The organism is Acinetobacter baylyi DSM 14961 = CIP 107474 (assembly GCF_000368685.1).
Taxonomy (GTDB): Bacteria; Pseudomonadota; Gammaproteobacteria; order Pseudomonadales; family Moraxellaceae; genus Acinetobacter; species Acinetobacter baylyi.
Genome location: NZ_KB849628.1, coordinates 228,751 through 247,926, shown reverse-complemented (window position 1 = coordinate 247,926; position 19,176 = coordinate 228,751). Strand labels below are relative to the sequence as shown.

The 19,176-nt window shown below is 40.7% G+C and carries 19 protein-coding genes and 1 pseudogene; 15 read left to right on the top strand and 5 right to left on the bottom strand.

The features are described from left to right. Positions 1-16 precede the first annotated feature (16 nt). The 14 genes and pseudogenes from F952_RS10565 to F952_RS16875 all read left to right on the top strand — a co-directional run. Entirely contained in the window at positions 17-1,363 is a 1,347-nt protein-coding gene (locus F952_RS10565) for an MFS transporter (protein ID WP_004927126.1), read from the top strand. A gap of 33 nt (positions 1,364-1,396) precedes the next feature. Continuing rightward, positions 1,397-3,940, top strand: coding sequence for a nitrite reductase large subunit NirB (gene nirB / locus F952_RS10560; RefSeq protein WP_004927123.1), 2,544 nt, complete (start codon positions 1,397-1,399; stop codon positions 3,938-3,940). Positions 3,941-3,951: 11 nt separating this feature from the next. Then, a complete protein-coding gene (gene nirD / locus F952_RS10555; RefSeq protein ID WP_004927119.1) occupies positions 3,952-5,589 on the top strand; it encodes a nitrite reductase small subunit NirD in 1,638 nt (545 codons plus the stop codon). Between the two features lie 33 nt (positions 5,590-5,622). Continuing rightward, on the top strand, positions 5,623-8,421 hold the full coding sequence (locus tag F952_RS10550) for a nitrate reductase (RefSeq protein WP_004927117.1): 2,799 nt from the start codon (positions 5,623-5,625) through the stop codon (positions 8,419-8,421). Beyond that, positions 8,418-9,056 carry an NTP transferase domain-containing protein gene (locus F952_RS10545; RefSeq protein ID WP_004927114.1) on the top strand — a complete coding sequence of 213 codons (639 nt, stop codon included), beginning with the start codon at positions 8,418-8,420 and terminating at the stop codon, positions 9,054-9,056. The genes F952_RS10550 and F952_RS10545 overlap by 4 nt, the downstream gene beginning before the upstream one ends. A 109-nt stretch (positions 9,057-9,165) precedes the next feature. Continuing rightward, complete coding sequence (gene moaA, locus F952_RS10540) at positions 9,166-10,191, top strand: GTP 3',8-cyclase MoaA (protein ID WP_004927111.1); 1,026 nt, start codon at positions 9,166-9,168, stop codon at positions 10,189-10,191. Next, entirely contained in the window at positions 10,192-10,443 is a 252-nt protein-coding gene (locus F952_RS10535) for a MoaD/ThiS family protein (protein ID WP_004927109.1), read from the top strand. 1 nt (position 10,444) lies between these two features. Continuing rightward, on the top strand, positions 10,445-10,954 hold the full coding sequence (locus F952_RS10530) for a molybdenum cofactor biosynthesis protein MoaE (protein WP_004927106.1): 510 nt from the start codon (positions 10,445-10,447) through the stop codon (positions 10,952-10,954). Positions 10,955-10,974: 20 nt separating this feature from the next. Continuing rightward, complete coding sequence (gene moaCB / locus F952_RS10525; RefSeq protein WP_004927103.1) at positions 10,975-11,898, top strand: bifunctional molybdenum cofactor biosynthesis protein MoaC/MoaB; 924 nt, start codon at positions 10,975-10,977, stop codon at positions 11,896-11,898. After that, positions 11,898-13,124 carry a molybdopterin molybdotransferase MoeA gene (locus F952_RS10520; RefSeq protein WP_004927100.1) on the top strand — a complete coding sequence of 409 codons (1,227 nt, stop codon included), beginning with the start codon at positions 11,898-11,900 and terminating at the stop codon, positions 13,122-13,124. The genes moaCB and F952_RS10520 overlap by 1 nt, the downstream gene beginning before the upstream one ends. A 10-nt stretch (positions 13,125-13,134) precedes the next feature. After that, positions 13,135-13,896, top strand: a complete 762-nt coding sequence (gene modA / locus F952_RS10515) for a molybdate ABC transporter substrate-binding protein (protein ID WP_004927097.1) — start codon at positions 13,135-13,137, stop codon at positions 13,894-13,896. Between the two features lie 8 nt (positions 13,897-13,904). Further along, positions 13,905-14,588 (top strand): molybdate ABC transporter permease subunit, encoded by a 684-nt coding sequence (gene modB / locus F952_RS10510; protein WP_004927094.1) that lies wholly within the window; start codon positions 13,905-13,907, stop codon positions 14,586-14,588. Then, positions 14,585-15,232 carry an ATP-binding cassette domain-containing protein gene (locus F952_RS10505; protein ID WP_004927091.1) on the top strand — a complete coding sequence of 216 codons (648 nt, stop codon included), beginning with the start codon at positions 14,585-14,587 and terminating at the stop codon, positions 15,230-15,232. Before modB ends, F952_RS10505 begins: the two co-directional genes overlap by 4 nt. A 1-nt stretch (position 15,233) precedes the next feature. Next, positions 15,234-15,329: pseudogene (locus F952_RS16875) on the top strand (winged helix-turn-helix transcriptional regulator); the annotation flags it as partial. 26 nt (positions 15,330-15,355) lie between these two features. Here the strand turns inward: F952_RS16875 and F952_RS10500 are convergent. Then, positions 15,356-16,756: an aminotransferase-like domain-containing protein gene (locus tag F952_RS10500; protein WP_004927088.1), complete on the bottom strand. Its 1,401-nt coding sequence runs from the start codon at positions 16,754-16,756 to the stop codon at positions 15,356-15,358. A gap of 128 nt (positions 16,757-16,884) precedes the next feature. Between F952_RS10500 and F952_RS10495 the strand changes: the two genes are divergently transcribed. Then, on the top strand, positions 16,885-17,754 hold the full coding sequence (locus F952_RS10495) for a DMT family transporter (protein ID WP_026056835.1): 870 nt from the start codon (positions 16,885-16,887) through the stop codon (positions 17,752-17,754). Positions 17,755-17,758: 4 nt separating this feature from the next. Here the strand turns inward: F952_RS10495 and F952_RS10490 are convergent, their stop codons facing one another. The 4 genes from F952_RS10490 to tusD are packed head-to-tail and all read right to left on the bottom strand — an operon-like array spanning position 17,759 to position 19,146. After that, entirely contained in the window at positions 17,759-18,070 is a 312-nt protein-coding gene (locus F952_RS10490; protein ID WP_004927084.1) for a TusE/DsrC/DsvC family sulfur relay protein, read from the bottom strand. Positions 18,071-18,093: 23 nt separating this feature from the next. After that, a complete protein-coding gene (locus F952_RS10485; protein ID WP_011182367.1) occupies positions 18,094-18,375 on the bottom strand; it encodes a hypothetical protein in 282 nt (93 codons plus the stop codon). A 7-nt stretch (positions 18,376-18,382) separates the two neighbouring features. Beyond that, a complete protein-coding gene (locus F952_RS10480; RefSeq protein WP_004927079.1) occupies positions 18,383-18,733 on the bottom strand; it encodes a hypothetical protein in 351 nt (116 codons plus the stop codon). A 44-nt stretch (positions 18,734-18,777) separates the two neighbouring features. After that, positions 18,778-19,146, bottom strand: a complete 369-nt coding sequence (tusD, locus tag F952_RS10475; protein ID WP_004927076.1) for a sulfurtransferase complex subunit TusD — start codon at positions 19,144-19,146, stop codon at positions 18,778-18,780. Positions 19,147-19,176 lie beyond the last annotated feature (30 nt).

Genomic DNA, 19,176 nt, shown 5'->3' with positions numbered 1-19,176 from the left:
AGTTCAGGAGAAGGCGATGTCTTCAAATTTAGATTTAACAGCAAAAAAAGCGACTAAAATAAATTTATTTAATTTTAGTGTTCCAGCGATGCGAGCCTTCCATATGAGTTGGCTCGCTTTTTTTGTTTGTTTTTTTGCATGGTTTGCCTGTGCACCTTTAATGCCAGTGATTGCAGGTGAGTTTCATCTGACTAAAGACCAAATTGCCAATATTAATATTGCTGCTGTTGCGATTACCATTGTGGTCCGTCTGATTGTGGGGCCGCTGTGCGATAAATATGGCCCACGTAAAACTTATACTGCCTTGTTACTCATTGGTAGTTTGCCAGTGTTTGGGGTCGCCGCTGCCAATAGCTATGAATCTTTTTTGTTCTTTCGCCTATTGATTGGCGCAATTGGTGCAAGTTTTGTTATTACTCAATACCATACCAGTATTATGTTTGCACCCAATGTGGTCGGAACAGCCAATGCGGCTTCCGCAGGTTGGGGAAATGCAGGTGGTGGTGCAACCCAAGCTTTAATGCCGTTATTACTCTCTGCTCTAGTGATGTTTGGTGTCGAGCAAGCAATGGGCTGGCGTGTTGCTTTACTGGTTCCTGGTGCAATGATGGTGATTGTTGGGCTACTTTACTGGAAATATACGCAGGATTGCCCGCAAGGAAACTTTAAAGAACTCCGTGCCCAAGGGATTCAAGTGGGTAGTGATAAAAAAGGCGGTATGGCAATTCTGATGCATGCTGCACGTAATTATCGTGTCTGGATTTTATTTGGTGCTTATGCTGCATGTTTTGGAATCGAAATCTTTATTCATAACATTGTGGCGATGTATTACGTCAATCATTTCAACTTTGGATTAAAAGAAGCAGGTTTAGCAGCAGGTATTTTTGGTTTGCTGGCACTATTTGCGCGCGCTTTGGGTGGCATCATTTCAGATAAAGTTGCAATCAAAAAAGGATTAGATGGCCGTACCAAAGTGTTGTTTGCCATGATTGTGGGTGAGGGTTTGTTTCTGATTATCTTCTCTCAAATGAACAGTGCGATGCTCGCAATTATGATCATGACGTTATTTGCTTTATTTACTCATATGGCGTGTGGAGCAACCTATGCGTTGGTGCCATTTATTGATCGTGATGCGTTGGGCGGTGTTGCGGGTATTATTGGCGCTGGAGGTAATGTCGGTGCAGTTGCAGCAGGTTTTTTACTCAAGGGAATGATGGATATTCAAACCTGTTTGATGGTACTTGGTGGTCTGGTGATTATTGCAGGTGGTTTTGTCATGCTGATTCGTTTCTCGGCTGAACATAAAGTCAAAGAGCAGCGCTTATTTGAACAAGCGGTACTTGAAAGAAATAATCTGGCTTAAGTCAACCTATTGCATGATCTGAGGAGAAACCCAATGAAACTAGTCATGATTGGCCATGGTATGGTTGGCCACAAATTTATCGAAAGCCTGTTAGAAAAAGCAGATGATGAACTTGAAGTTACAATTATTGCTGAAGAACCCCGTATTGCATATGACCGCGTACATTTGACGGAGTATTTTTCTGGTAAAACCGCTAAAGATTTGTCATTAGCACGCGCAGATTTTGCAGATGCTTACGGGATTGATCTACGTTTAAATACCAAAGCCATCGCAATTGATCCGATTCTAAAAACAGTCACTACCAGTGCAGGTGATGTTATTGGCTACGATAAATTGGTACTTGCAACAGGCTCTTATGCCTTTGTACCCCCAATTTCAGGTAATGACCGCAACAACTGTTTTGTTTATCGTACCCTTGAAGATTTAGATGCGATTCGTGCCGCAAGTAAAAATGCTAAATCTGGCGTAGTGATTGGCGGTGGCCTGCTTGGACTTGAAGCGGCAAAAGCACTACGCGATTTAAATCTGGAAACACATGTGGTGGAGTTCGCGCCACGTCTAATGGCGGTTCAGATTGATGATTTAGGCGGTAAGGTTTTACGCCGTAAAATTGAAGATTTAGGGGTTAAGGTTCATACCCAAAAAGCAACACAATGTATTGAAGATGGTTCGACCCATCATCACATCATGAAGTTTGCAGATGGTTCAGTGCTTGAAACGGATATTGTGCTGTTCTCTGCGGGAATTCGTCCACGTGATGAATTGGCAAAAATATCGGGTTTGGCGACAGGTGAGCGTGGCGGTATTGTTATTAATGATTATTGCCAGACTTCTCAGCCTGATGTTTATGCGATTGGTGAATGTGCACTCTGGAATAATAAAATTTATGGTTTGGTGGCACCAGGCTATGATATGGCACGAATTGCAGCCAAGCATATTTTAGAGGAAGAAACCCATTGCTTTACTGGTGCGGACATGAGTACCAAGCTTAAACTAATGGGGGTGGATGTTGCATCGATTGGTGATGCGCATGCGATGACTCCGAATGCGCTTAGCTATTTTTATGCTGATGAAGATGCATTGATTTATAAAAAAATTGTGGTGAATGCAGAGAAAACACAATTGCTTGGTGCTGTTTTGGTGGGTGATGCGAAAGAGTATAGCGATCTGTTACAAATGATGCTCAATGGTATGGCACTTCCAGAGCAACCAGAAAGTCTGATCATGCCAGGTTTTTCTGAGGCAGGCGCTGCAAAATCTGGTGGTAGTGGTGTCGATCTACTTCCAGACAGCGCAACAATTTGCTCATGTAATAATGTTTCCAAAGCGGATATTTGCCAAGCGATTGAAGACGGCTCAACTTCTTTAGGTGCATTAAAAAAATGCACCAAAGCGGCTACCGCTTGTGGAGGTTGTGCTCCGTTAGTGACTCAGGTGTTAAAGTCTGAGCTACAGCGTCAAGGTGTCACCGTAAATAATCATCTCTGTGAACATTTCGCTTATTCTCGCCAAGAGCTATATCACCTCGTCCGTGTTAATGAGATTAAAACATTTGATGATTTGATTGAGCAGCATGGCCATGGTTTGGGTTGTGATATCTGTAAGCCAACTGTTGCTAATATTTTAGCCTCTTGCTGGAATGATTTTGTACTCAAGCCAAGTCATGCTGGTCTTCAAGATAGTAATGACTACTACTTGGGTAATATTCAAAAAGATGGTTCTTACTCTGTTGTACCACGAATGGCAGGCGGTGAAGTCACACCTGATGGGCTAATCGCCGTCGGCCAGATTGCCAAAAAATATAACCTGTATACCAAAATTACAGGTGGTCAGCGTGTTGACATGTTTGGTGCGCAGTTACATGAATTGCCACTGATCTGGGAAGAATTGATTGCTGCTGGTTTTGAATCGGGGCATGCCTATGGTAAGTCATTGCGTACAGTAAAATCCTGTGTAGGCAGCACATGGTGCCGTTATGGTGTGGATGACTCTGTGGGTTTAGCGATCTTTTTAGAAAATCGCTATAAAGGCTTACGTTCACCGCACAAGCTTAAAATGGCAGTTTCGGGTTGTACACGTGAGTGTGCAGAAGCCCAAGGCAAAGATGTTGGGGTGATTGCCACTGAAAAAGGCTGGAATCTTTATGTTTGTGGTAATGGTGGCATGAAACCACGTCATGCTGAACTGTTGGCCTCAGATTTGGATACCAATACCTTAATTCGTTACATTGATCGTTTCTTTATGTTTTATATCCAAACTGCCGATCGTTTGCAGCGTACCAGTGTTTGGCGTGACAACATGGAAGGTGGTTTAGATTATTTAAAAGCTGTGATTGTTGAAGATTCATTAGGTTTAGCTCACGAGCTTGAACGCCGTATGTCGCATGTCGTGAATACTTATCAGGATGAATGGCGTACTGCGGTTGAAGATCCTGACGTGCGTAAACGTTTCCAGACGTTTATCAACCAAAAAGAGCAGCGTGACCCACATATCCAGTTTACAGAGGAGCGTGGTCAAATTCGTCCACTTAAAGCCAGTGAACGAGATGAGTCACGTATTCCATTGGTTGAAGCATAAGGAGAACAAATATGAGCAACTTAAAACAGTTAAATCAGATTGCAGAAAATGAATGGATTGATGTCTGTGCCTTGAGCGACATTACTCCAAATACGGGTGTCACAGCTTTAATTGATGATCAGCAAATTGCTTTATTTCGTGTCGGGCACGAACAGCGAATCTACGCGCTCAGCAATCAAGATCCATTCAGTGGGGCAAATGTGATGTCACGTGGAATTATGGGTGATTTGCAAGGAGAACGAGTGATTGCTTCGCCTATTTATAAACAGCACTTCAGTTTGGCAACGGGGCGTTGTCTGGAAGATAAAGAACAAAAGTTACTGGTTTTCCCTTGTAAAGTACAATCAGGACGTGTTTGGGTGAGTCCTGTACCTCAAAAAACCTATATTACCAATAACGGATTGGCACAGGATAAATTAAAGCTGGTACTGGTAGGAAATGGACTAGCAGGCATGCGCTGTCTAGAAGATTTACTGGATATGAATCCCGAACGTTATGAAATCACAGTGATTGGTGAAGAACCGTGGGGGAATTATAACCGTATTATGCTGTCACCTGTTTTATCTGGTGAAAAAACCATTGAAGATATTATGTTACATCCTCATCAATGGTATCAGGATAAAGCCATTCGCTTTGTGGCGGGCGATCCAGCGATCAAGATTGATCGTAACCGTAAGCAAGTGCATACCCAAAATGGTGAGTGTGTTGAATATGACCGGCTTATTTTGGCTACTGGGTCTAAACCGTTTATTCCACCTATTCAAGGAGCAGACTTAAAAGGTGTCATTAGCTTTCGGGATATCTATGATGTCAATACCATGGTGGATTACGCATCTCAGAAAAAGCATGCTGTGGTGATTGGTGGTGGCTTATTAGGTCTGGAAGCCGCCTATGGTTTAAAACAGCGCGGTATGAATGTGACGGTATTGCATTTGATGGATCGGATTATGGACCGTCAGTTAGATGCTCAAGCCAGTGTGATGCTACGTCATAGTATTGAGCAAAAAGGTATTGAAATTATAACTGAAGCAAATACCGAGGCTTTGCTGGGTAATGATCAAGGCCATGTAACGCATTTGCGTTTAAAAGATGGGCGTGTTCTGGATGCCGATTTGGTGGTATTTGCAGTGGGAATTCGCCCGAATATTCGTCTGGCACAAAGTGCAGGCTTAAGATGTAATCGCGGAGTATTGGTGAATGATACGATGCAAACCTTCGACCCAAGTATTTATGCGGTGGGTGAGTGTATAGAACACCGTGGACAAACTTTTGGTTTGGTTGAACCTTTATGGGGACAAGCATTTATTTGTGCCAGCCATCTGGCCGAACATGGTAGTTTGACTTTTAAAGCCCCAACGGTGCCTACACAGCTTAAAGTGAGTGGTGTGGATGTGTTTTCGGCAGGTCAAATTGATATTGATGTTCGCCAATCGGAAGATGGTTATGAAGACATTATTATGAATGATGAGAAACGTCAGATTTATAAGCGAATTATTATTCAGCATGATCGTGTCATTGGTGCTGTTTTATTTGGTGATACCGAAGATGGTACATGGTACGCCGAATTGATCGCAGATCAGACCCCTATTTCTTCAATTCGTAGCAAGCTGCTGTTTGGTCGAGATTTTGCTTTAAGAAAAGCAGGTTAAGTTAAGATAAAACCGGGTGATCAAGGAGCTTCAATGAATACGATTCCTGCTGTGCAACTCCAAAGTACCACCGATAATCAGCTTGAATATTCTGTTCAGACCACAAATACGACGTGTCCTTATTGTGGTGTGGGATGTGGTGTTTCTGCCACAGTTGAGAAAACTGTATCTGGTCAACGTATATCTGTGACTGGGGATCAAGAGCATCCTTCTAATTTTGGTCGCTTGTGTATTAAAGGTAGCCGTCTGGCCGATACGCTTGGACTGGAAACTAGACTGTTACAGCCTATGATAGGTCGCGGTGATTTACGTAAAGTGACTACATGGGATGATGTGACAGAACAAATAGCAACACGTTTTCAGCAATGCATTGACACTTATGGAGCCGAGAGTATTGCTTTTTATGTGTCTGGGCAGTTGCTGACCGAAGACTATTATGTCGTGAATAAATTCGTTAAGGGCTATCTTGGGACTGCTAATATTGATACCAATTCACGGCTATGTATGTCCTCTGCGGTCGCTGCACATAAACGTAGTTTTGGCGAAGACCTTGTCCCTGCAAGCTATAAAGACTTTGAGCATACCGACATGGTGGTTTTGGTGGGCTCAAATACGGCTTGGTGTCATCCCGTGTTATATCAACGCATCATGCAAGCCAAAACGGAACGGGATTTAACGGTCGTGGTCATTGATCCGCGTTTTACTGCCACTTGTGAACAGGCCGATTTACATCTGCCAATTTTACCAGGACAAGATGTCACGCTGTTTAATGGGTTACTTCAGTACCTATATCAGCAAGGATATACAGACCATTCATTTGTAACCGCTTATACCGAAAATCTGGATAGTGCACTGTTGGCCAGTGATGCTGAAGCAGATATCAAAGTGGTTTCAGAAAAAACAGGCATTGCATTGGAAAAACTCCAGCAGTTTTATCAGATGTTTGCCCAGACAGATAAAGTCATGAGTTTGTTTTCAATGGGAGTGAATCAATCCTCTCAAGGGGTAAATAAGGCCAATGCAATTATTAATTGCCATTTACTCACAGGAAAAATAGGTCAATTAGGTGCTGCACCGTTTTCTATGACAGGTCAACCCAATGCGATGGGTGGACGCGAAGTAGGAGGGCTTGCCAATATGTTGGCAGCACATATGGAGCTCGACCAGCCATTACATCAAGAGATTGTGCAAAGCTTTTGGCACAGTCCACGTATTGCATCAAAAGCTGGTTTAAAAGCAGTTGATCTATTTCAGGCCGTAGAAACTGGGAAAATCAAAGCCGTCTGGATTATGGCTACCAATCCTTTGGTGAGTTTGCCCGATGCAGATCAGGTTAAACGTGCCTTAAATAAATGTGAGTTTGTCGTGGTGTCTGATATTTGCCAGGATACAGATACCACTGCTTTTGCGGATGTATTATTGCCTGCACTGGGTTGGGGGGAGAAAGATGGCACAGTCACCAATTCCGAACGCCGTATATCGAGACAGCGTGCTTTTTTGGATACACCAGAACACACCAAAGCAGATTGGTGGGCAGTTTGTCAGGTTGCCAAGAAAATGGGCTTCTCTGGTTTTGAATTTGAACATGCACATCAAATTTTTCAGGAACATGCAGAACTCTCTAGCTATCAAAATGCGGCAATGAGCCATCGTGATGAGGCAAAAGCATTTCGTTACTTTAACTTGTCTGGACTAACGCAAATCTCACAATCTGACTATGATCAATTGAAACCCATTCAGTGGCCTGTGCTTAAATCGATAGATGAGTTAAATGATACTGACAGTGAACGTTTGTTTGTTCAGGGACAATATAGCCATAGCTCAAAAAAGGCCAAATTTATTGCTACAGATGCCATTGCTCCTGTACATGCCACAACGCACCAATATCCGTTGATTTTAAATACAGGACGGATTCGGGATCAGTGGCACACCATGACCCGCACAGGACTATCATCAAATTTAACCACGCATCGAGCCGAACCTTATTGTGAGATTCATCCACAGGATGCTTTAAAATACGGTGTAAGAGAACATGGTTTAGTCGAAGTAACATCAAACTGGGGCAAGTGTGTATTAAGGGTTCATCTTTCAGAGGGCATTCGCCGTGGACAGGTCTTTGCGCCTATTCACTGGAATGATCAGTTTGCATCGGATGCGCGTATCGGCAAGGTGGTAAATCCTGTTGTAGATTCAATTTCAGGTGAACCTGAGTTTAAGCATACCCCAGTGATGCTCAATCCCTTTTATGTACATTGGCAAGGCGTGTTATACATTCGCGAGGGAATGGAGCAACTGATTCAGACATGCTTAAAAAATGTAGTGTGGTGGACCAAAGTTAAAATGACCAAAGTGAATCGTTTTGAAATTGCTGGCCGTAATAAACTTGATGAGGTTCAATATGCACTTAAAGATTTTCTTCCTTTTGATGATGCCTCTTTTGAATGGATGAATTTGAGTGACACATCGATGCAAATGTCACACAGTATTATATTAAAAGATGGCATTTTAATTGCTAGTTTATATATAGCACCTGCCGAGATGTTGCCTGATCGGGATTGGGTTGCCACGCTATTTAAGCGAGAGCGTTTAAGTGCACTGCATCGTAAGGCATTGCTTGCGGGTATGCCAATGAGTATGAGCAGTCATGACGGCCCATTGGTTTGTAGTTGCTTCAAGGTAGGAAAAAACAAGATTATTGAAACCATTAAAACTCAAAACATCACACATGAAAAACAAGTGACAGCCTGTTTAAAAGCAGGTGGAAATTGTGGTTCATGTTTACCCGAGATTCGGGGACTGATTAAAGCATGTCAGCAGGAGATCGATGCATGAAAGACCATAAAAAAAATGAAGAACTCAAAAATAAATATCCTAAAACTGATTTGGTTATTTTGGCGGGTGGACAAGCCAGACGCATGAATGGTGTGAATAAACTGCTACAAACTTTTGATGATCAGATGCAGCTATTAAAAATTTATGAAAAACTTAAGGATCAAGTAGAGCAAATTTGGGTAAACAGTCATCGTGATGCTGCACTTTATCGTCAGATTGTTCCTCATGTCAGATGCTATCCAGATGATGATGCTGGTTTTTTGGGGCCGATTATGGGGATGAAAAGTGCATGGTCACATGTCGAGTCGGACTATGTACTGTTTGTTCCTTGTGATGTGACCTATATTCCCTCAAAAGTGATATCTACATTGCATGAAAGTTTATGCCGAGATCCTCAGGCGATGATGTCTTATGTGTCGATAAATGGGACTTCGTTGTATCCTTTTTGCTTAATGAAAAGAGAAGGTTGTTCAGTTTTAGAACAACACTTGGCTCAAAATCAGCTGAGTCTCAAAAAAACACTCAAAGAACTGCATGCTCAGGTTGCTTATTTCCGTAAACATCGATTATTTTTCCATAGTATTAATTCACTGGATGAACTGCAACAATACAAACAGTTGAATTACCTTACATAAAACTGGAACAGTTTTTGCTATTTAAATCCCCCGAAATAATTTTGATATTGATTTTTATCCCATTTCAATGCGATAACGGGATAATAGGAAGTGAAATAGAGTGCATAGCATGGAAGACAGCGCAAGCATGAGTCCTGCGATATTCAGTGATCAATATGGTCGATACAAACGGAAACTTAGAATTTCTGTAACAGATCGCTGTAACTTCAAATGCATGTATTGTATGCCTGAACATCCAGAATGGATTAAAAAGAAAGATTTGCTGGATTTTGAAGCACTTTACTTGTTTTGCGAGTTTATGGTGCAAAATGGAATACAGAAAATCCGCATTACTGGTGGCGAGCCATTAATGCGACAAGGCGTGGTGCATTTTGTACGAGATTTGCAAAAGTTACGTTCAATTGGTCTGAAACGTATTTCGATGACCACCAATGCACATTATCTTGCCAAATATGCTTATGATCTTAAGCAGGCTGGACTGGATGACCTGAATATTAGTCTGGATAGTCTGGATGCTCAACAGTTTCTTAAACTCACAAAGAAATCAATCGAACCAGTTTTGCAAGGCATACAAGCAGCCCAGTTGGTTGGTCTACCCTTTAAAATTAATACCGTACTGATGAAAGGCAAGAACGATGACCAGATTTTACCTTTGGTCAATTGGGCCAAGGCGCATTCTATTCCTTTAAGATTTATTGAGTTTATGCCACTAGATGGTGATGCACTTTGGCATAATCACGATGTGGTGACAGAGCAGGAAATTCTTTCTGTTTTGGCGACACAGTTCGATCTACGTGAATTAAAACAAGAGCATGAACCAGCCAGATTGTATCGTTTAAATGATGAATATGATATTGGGATTATTTCAACCATTAGCCACTCTTTTTGTGGAGAATGTGACCGAATCCGTCTAACTGCTCAGGGTGAACTTTACAACTGTTTGTTTGCTCCCCAAGGTTTAATGCTTAAACCATTACTTGATCAAATTGTCGCTGAAAAAAATACGGATCTTCGCCAAACTTTACAACGTACCATTCATGAAAAAATTTCGGCTTATATCTGGCATAAAGCCAAAGGATTTCATAGCTTGAACAAACAACCCCGAAAAATTAGCATGCATACATTAGGAGGCTAAATGAGCGCAGTACAGGTCACGATTGAAGGCTATGGTGCCATTCAACGTCAGCTTCCTTCCAAACTCATCTTGGACTATCCATCAGAGGTTTTGGTCAGTGACGTATTGGCCAAGATTGTAAATCAGTATCCAGAAGTACAAAAAGCACTTGATCGTTGTGCTTGTGCGATTGGTGAGGATATTATAGCGCGTCAGACCATATTAAAAACTGATTGTACGCTTGTACTTTTATCGCCAGTTGCTGGAGGCTAATATGAAAGAGTTTCAGCGGGTACAGTCAGAAGATTTAAGTTTAGATTGTTTTGATTCAATTGCAGAGTTTCCAGAATGTGGGGGAATTGGAATCTTTCAGGGAACTGTTAGAAATCATCATGAAGGTCGAGCGGTTCAAGCTTTAAAATACACCTCTTATACACCTGTAGCGGAAAAAATGATTCGCCAGATTGAGCAGGATATTACCCAGAAATATGGCGTATCTTATGTGCGAGTCATTCATCGCATTGGGGCTTTAGATATTGGTGGTACAGCAATCATTGCCGTGGCTTATGCACCACATCGCCGTGAGGCTTTTCAGGCATGTGAAGAAGCTGTTGAGCGTGTGAAGCACGAAGTACCCATCTGGAAAGAAGAATTTTATATCGATGGGAGCAGTCAATTTGTAGAAGGCTGTTGTATCCGTAAAGATCATAGTCATCCGCATGAGGATACGCCTCATCACCATCATTCAGAACATCATCACAATCACCATAATCATCAGCATTAAATCTATTTGCGGGACTCTCCATGAAAAATGTAGGCATGAAACCTGAAAGTTATCGTATTGCCGAAGCTCAAGCCATTTTATATGCACCGCCGCATTGTATTGAATTATTACGTACTGGAAATACCGAAAAAGGCGATGCGCTTAAAACAGGTCGTATCGCTGGTATTCTTGCAGCAAAGCGTACCGATGAACTGATTCCACTGTGTCATCCACTACCGATTTATCGTGCCGAAGTTGAATATGAATTGCATGAAAATTTTGTAGAAATTCTAACTACGGTTGAAACCATTGGGCCTACAGGGGTCGAAATGGAGGCGTTGACTGCTGCTAGTATTGCGGGGCTTACTTTATATGACATGCTCAAGCCACATTGTGAACCAGAAGATTTAGTACTAGATCAATGCAAGTTACTGAAGAAAAAAGGTGGTAAGTCTCACTTTAAACGGACATTACGACAAGCTGTTTCTGCTGCAGTGATTGTTCTTTCAGATACTGTAGCGTCTGGTAAAAAACCTGATACAGCAGGAAAATCTGTTGTAGATACACTGAATGAAGCTGGATTCACTCCAATCCATTATCAGATTTTGCCAGATGAATCAGATCAGTTAAAAGATTTGGTACTTGAGCTTACCCAATCTTATGCTTGTATTATCACCGTTGGGGGCACAGGCATAGGCAAGCGAGATATTACTGTCGATACGCTAGAACCATTGCTTGAACGAAAACTGGACGGTTTGATGGAAGCTGCAAGAGCATTTGGTCAACGCCGTACGCCTTATGCTGCCATGTCGCGCGGTGTTGCAGGCTTTATAGATCGCTCATTAATCATGACTTTACCTGGTAGCCGTGGTGGTGCTTCAGAATCCATGGCAGCACTCTTACCCGCAATTGTTCATATTTTTGATGTTTGTCGTGATTTACCACATCCAGGAGGTTATGAGTAATGTCGGCATGTGGTCATGAAAAAGACTTGATCAGCATTGATGAAGCGATTCAGTCTATTCTAAATACGGCAAAAAAATTATCAACAGAAACAATTTTTGTAAAAAATAGCCTAAGTAGATATTTGTCTGCACCTGTTTATTCGCCTGTAAATTTACCTGGTTTTGATCAAAGTGCAGTTGATGGTTATGCACTGTGTACTTCTCATGCAGATGCTCAACATCAATCTTATGTGTTAATGGGTGAGATACGTGCAGGTGTCGCAAGTGATTTGGCTTTACAAGAAGGACAGGCGATACGAATTTTTACAGGCGGTAAGTTACCTCAAGGTACGACCACAATCGCACGACAGGAAATTGTAGAAGTCGTTTCAGATACACAGATCCGCATTACGGATCCGTTAATGGCACATACCGATATTCGCAGACGAGGAGAAGAACTTGCTGAAGGTCAATCACTTGCTGAAGCAGGTCAATTTATTAATATCGGTAGTCTTGCTGCACTGAGTATGGCAGGCGTTCAAACAATAAGTGTATTTCGCCAACCAAAAGTTGCTGTCGTCATTACAGGCGATGAAATTGCACTTGATCAAAATAGCCTAAGCGAAGCTCAAGTTTTTGATGCAAATGGACCTCTTTTAAAGGCATGGTTCCAACAAAATGCAATTCAGGCCGAAATTATTCATGTATCAGATCAGTCTCAGGCCGTTACAGCATGTTTTGAACAACTAAAATCGAAATATGATTTAATCATTACGACAGGTGGTGTTTCAGTCGGCGACTATGATTTTGTTCGTCCAAGTTCATTCGATGCAGGGTTTGAACAAATTTTTTGGAAGGTGAAGCAAAAGCCTGGAAAACCCCTGTATTTTGCTCAATACCAAAATCCAGAACATCACTGTTATCTGTTGGGGCTACCAGGTAATCCTGCGGCTGTTTATGTGTGTATGCAGGTGTACGGCAAGTTGCTCATAGATGCCTTACAAGGACAACAACCTAAAACTGATACGTGGTTTACTGCAAAATTAACACATGGCATGAAAGAAGATAAAAGGGAACGTTTTATTCGAATGCAAGCAAGTATAGTAAAAGGGGAGCTCAAGGTTTCAAGCCTTGCAAAGCAACAGTCCCATATGTTAAGTAATTTAATGCAGGCCAATTGCCTCGTTCGTATTCCGGCAGAGGTAAAACCCGAAGCTGAAATGTTGGTTTCAGGCTTATTTATTTAAGGAAGCAAAAATGTTAAAGAAAGTTGGGTTGCTTTCATTGATGTGCCTATGCACATTTCAGGCTTCTGCAGGAGAAGTGAGAGTCTATGCTGCTGCTAGCCTTACAAATGCAGTATCAGATATTGCCAAGATTTATCAGCAACAAAATCCTGCTACTAAGGTCGTGACAGTGTTTGGTGCATCTTCAGCGCTTGCTAAACAGGTCGAAAGTGGTGCGAAAGCAGACCTCTACTTTTCTGCAGATGAAGACTGGATGAAGTATCTGGTTCAAAAACAATTGATCAATCAAAGACAAGTCAAAAAAGCGCTAGGCAATCAATTAGTTGCCATCACTCCCATGAACATGGATATACCATTTGGACCTACACGACAGTTTAACTTTGCAAATGCTTTTAAAGGGCATTTGTGTACAGGTCAAATGGAGTCTGTTCCTGTCGGTAAATATGCCAAACAAAGCCTGACTGCACTTGGATGGATGACCCCATTACAAGGACGTATTGTGGGAACAGATGATGTCCGTTCGGCATTGGCATTTGTTGAGCGAGGCGAATGTGATGTGGGGATCGTTTATCAGACAGACGCACTGATTAGCAAAAAAGTGAAAATCATTGGCATATTCCCAGCTAAAACACATGATCCAATTGTTTATCCAGCGGCTTTAACAAAAGTAGGTGAAAAAAATAAAGAAGCTGTGCAATTTGAGCGTTTTATGCTTAAAAATGCACGTGCAAAAGCTATTTTTACAGGGTATGGCTTTAGTGATGTAAATTAGGTTGATTGATGCTTAGTCCTGAAGAGATCTCAGCCTTATATTTGTCTGCCAAAGTGGGATTATTTGCCACTTTGGTTAATTTGCCATTCGCAATAGCAGTGGCATGGATTCTGGCACGCTATGAATTTCGATTTAAAGTTTTCCTAGAATCACTCTTACAACTTCCTATGATATTACCGCCAGTCGTATTGGGCTATTTTTTGCTCATCTTATTTGGTAATCGTGGCGTAATTGGTCAGTTTTTAACTGAATGGGGAATCCAGTTTGCATTTAACTGGAAAGGCGCAGTGATTGCTTCTATGGTGGTTGCCTTTCCATTAATGGTTCAACCTATTCGTCTATCATTTCAACTAATTAATCGTCAGCTAGAACAAGTGGCACAGACCTTAGGTGCAAGTCCGATTCAGGCCTTTTGGTCAATTAGTTTACCTTTGGCTGTTCCTGGAATTTTGATCGGCAGTATTTTGTGTTTTAGTCGAAGTCTTGGAGAGTTTGGTGCAACAATTACCTTTGTGGGTAATATTCCAGATGAAACACGGACAGTTCCTATCGCAATTTATTCTTTGTTACAGCAACCAGATGGGGAAAGTATGGCGATGCGTCTGGTGATGTTGTCGGTACTTTTAGCATTCGCTGCATTGGTTGCAAACCATATTATTTTACAGCGTTACCAGCAAAGGTTAACGTCATGAATCTGAATTGTCAGTTTGAATATCGGCATGATGATTTTAATCTGAAAGTTGATCTCGACTTAAATCAAAATTTATTAGGTATTTTAGGACGCTCTGGCGCAGGTAAAAGTACTTTTCTAAAAAACCTGGTCGGTGTATTGAAGCCAACAGTGGGAAAAATTGATTTCAATCATCGGCTTTTGGTCGATACCTCACTCCAAATGTTTATGCCTACCCATCAAAGGCATATCGCCTTGATTTTTCAGCAAGCTCAACTCTTTCCACATTTTGATGTCAGGCAGAATCTAGAATATGGCATGAGATTTCATCGAAATCGTGTACAAAAATTCAGTTTTGATCAAATCGTAGATTTATTGGCTTTAGATCAGTTGCTTAATCGTAAATCTCTGCAATTATCAGGAGGCGAGTCGCAACGTGTCTCAATTGGACGGGCTTTACTTGCTTCACCCGATCTTGTGTTGTTAGATGAGCCTTTAACGGGGTTAGATCGTAATTTAAAAAATCAATTATTGCCTTTTTTAAATGAGCTCAAGCAACAACTCAATATTCCTATGATTTATGTCACCCATCATCCAGAAGAGCTTGAGTATCTGCATGCACCAATCGTGACAATGACAGATGGAATACTACAGTATTCCGATTAATGGTGTTACTCGTCATGTCTCATCAGACCGGTTAAAACGCTTAGTTGAAAATGAGATTTTGGTGAAAACACCATATAAATCCCGCATATACAAATTTTACGCCCCACATTCTGCAGCAGAAAGCTAAAGAGAATTGAGAGGACGATTCATACTTGCATATTGCATGGCATCTTCTAAGATATTAAAAAAATCTGGATGCATACATTGTGCAATATTAAATCTTAAAAAATTTTGAAATGTATGTGCTTCACCAAATGAATTACCCAAAGCTAAAATTACTCCCTTTTCAGTGCAATATGACATTAATTTTTGGATATTAATATCTGTGGGCAATTCGCACCATAGAAAAATACCTGCTTTAGGCCTTATCCACGGCTGAATTCGTATTTTTTCTAATCTGTGAATTGAAATGATCATGGCATCGGCCAATCGAATTTTAAGTTGCTCAATATGTTTACGGTATCCACCATGAGTTAATATTTTATAAAGTACATGCGCCGAAAAATTATTATGACTAAAACTAGTTGCGACTTTTAAATCAATTAAATAATCAATCCATTCTGATTTTGTCACGATGTAGCCACAACGTAGTGATGCAGATAAAGTCTTTGAGAAACTACCAATGTAAATACTATTTTTAAGTCCATCCAATGCACTGAGGCGGGGAGAAGCAGAGGTTTCAAAATCCGAGAAAATATCGTCTTCTACAACCACCATATTGGCATGTTCAATCAACGATACAAGCTGATGTGCTTTGGATTGGGAAAGTGTTGCGCCCGTTGGGTTATGAATACCAGAATTTGTGATATATAAGCGAGGATGATGTTCAATGATCGCCTGTTTAAAAGCCTCAATATCTGGTCCGTCAGGAGTATAACGGACACTAATCACTTTAACCTGATGTACTTTGAGTAAGGCTCGAAAGTTAAAATAGCAGGGATCATCAAGCAATACTGTATCGCCAGGTTTAAGTAAGAAACGACAAATCAGATCAATTGAGTAAGAGCCTGAGTCAGTCAGTAAAATCTGCTCAGGAGTCACGTTAATGTCTTTGGTATGTAAGCGTCGTGCTAATAATTCACGTAGCGAACTTAGCCCCAATGGAGATGAATAATTCATTAATTCAAAAACTGAATCTTTTGACGTATCACGAATTGCTTTACGCAAGGCTTCATGCGGCATCCAGTCATCAGGTAACCAGCCACACCCAGCCTTGATTAAAAAAGAGGAGGCCTCTAAAAGCTGACGGGAAATTTTTAGAGGATCTAGATTTTGATCTTGAATTGGTTCGATATGTGAAAGTATAAGAGGTTCAAGAGGTGCGCATACAAAAAATCCTGAACCAGCACGAGACTCAATGAGTCCCATAGATAACATGCGTTCATACGCATTTACGACCGTTGATACCGAAAAATTAAGCTGTTTCGCTAAACTTCTGACAGAGGGCAATCGCATGCCAGGCGTTAAGCGACGACTTTTAAGTTGTTGGTCGACATAATGAATAACTTGTTCAATTTTGGTCATGTAAATCGATCTATAACTGTATGGAAATTATGAGCAGTACAGTTTTTTAAAATTGTACTGCATTGTCTCTGTCGTAAAGCACAATATAAGCCTATAAAAATAAACATCAAGTAAGATGTTATATGATTATGAATTCTAAATCTTTAGCGTGGATAAGCGGGTTTATTGGTGTTGTAATTTTTTCGGGTTCACTTCCAGCCACTCGTATTGCAGTAATGGATTTAGATCCGTGGTTTCTTACGGGTGCACGTGCCGTCATCGCTGGGATAATTGCCATAATTTTGCTTAAATTATTTAATATTCAAATACCTAAAAGAGAAGACAGATTGAGTTTAGTGTATGTATCTATAGGTGTGGTCATAGGATTTCCATTATTTACAGCTTTAGCACTGCAATATATGAATGCTGCTTCATCAATTGTGTTTATTGGATTATTACCATTAAGTACAGCCATATTTGCAGTTATCTGTGGTGGGGAGCATCCGCAAAAAAACTTTTGGATTTTTGTTTTAATAGGTGCTGGTCTTGTCATTCTGTATATTTTTCTAGAGGCTTCGCCAAATACAAATCATATTTTAGGCATCTTTTATATGCTGATATCGGTTCTTGTATGTGGACTCGGTTATGCAGAAGGCGGGAAATTGGCACGTAAGATGGGAGGCTGGCAAGTGATTTGTTGGGCACTAGTGCTTTCTCTACCTATTATGCTGGGGATTATGGTTTGGAATTATTCTAACGACGTAATCACTAAACTTTCATTATCAGGTTTGATCGCACTCGTATACGTTTCACTATTTAGTATGCTGATCGGATTTTTCTTTTGGTACTATGGTTTATCAAAGGGGGGAATTGCTACAGTAGGGCAGTTACAATTACTGCAACCATTATTTGGTCTCTCACTTGCAGCAATCCTGTTGCATGAACCGATCAGCTCAACGATGCTGATGATCACAGTGGGTGTGATGATCTGTGTCGCATATGCAAAAAAATTTGCTTAATGTATTACAAGCAATTTGCAGGTTTGGGAACACCAGCCAATCGACTTAAATGTCTGGCCACCAGACCTGTATTAAATCGCTGCTGCAATATCGCATTATTAATATCTGGGCTTACAGTCTTCATTAAGAATTTAATGAGCGGACGTGTGGCAGGCGAATGACCAAACTGCTGATAAAATTGCCTGACAGCTTGCAAGATTTGAAAATGCCATTCGGTCAATTCTAAATCCAGTGATTGCGCCAATTTTTTAGCAACCTCTTCGTTCCAGATGGTGTAATCGAGTAAATGTCCGTCTTGATCCAGTTGTAACTGCATAAAATAGCCTAAGCAAAATTAAATTATTTAAAAGAAACACAACGTTCAAATTGTAAAACCAGATCAGAAAATTCATCATAATCCAAATACTTAATAAAATTCTTCAATTCTGGATTTAAAAAACTCATCTCACTTTTTAATATATAGCAGTGAGTTAACTCTTTCACGAGTTCTTCTGACAACGCTAAAATGGATTCACCTAAAAAAACAACTTGATCGTGCTCTTGATAAATGCTTTTGAGCTTTTCAATCGTTGCTAGAGAAGCGATAGCACTAGATTGAATTAAAAATAAAGTAGCTTGCATGATCGTATTACCAATATAAAACATGATCAAATGATTGAATGAAATCAGAGTTAAATTCGATAAACTCAATCTCTTGATCTGAGTTTTTTACGAAATAATTTTCTTTATTTAACGACTCAACTAAAAGAGGTGTAAGATCGTAAAATTCAAAGCTTTCAAGCATATTCGATGCTGGTTTGAAAGCATGAATTTTCTCATCAAACACTAAATTATTTTCAAGTAAACTTAATGCTGCATCTTGCAGTAAAACTTTTACATGAGATCCAAAAGTGGCAAGTACCATGGTAGCCGATAAACTTTCATTTACTTGTAAACTACTTAAGTTAGCCTGAGTTAATATAACGAGTACAGATTTCACACAATTTACCTTTTTAAAGCAACACTATAGATATAAAAAGCTGCTTAAAATTGAACTAGACGTGTAGAAGATTCTACGGCATCTGCAAGCTCGCCTAAACCAACCAGCTCGAAGCCTTGAGCAAGATTATGGTGAGAAATCTGATGGCGTTTGGCATTTTCTTCATCTGTTATTCCGCGATTGAGTGCAGCACTAACACAAACAGGTAATCGAATCGAAAGTTTCTGCCATTCTCTCATCAAGTTACGCTGGTCATCGGGTACCCATTGCAAATTATTTGCAACATGAACAGCATCTTGATAAAAGAAAACTCTAAACACTTCATTTTTACGCTGGAGTGCTTGAGCTAAACCAAGTGCATGCCACGCATGAATGGACGTAGGTGCTGAGGTAACTAATACTAAAGTGCTCATGGAAATTTCACTATGGACATGTCTCTGATA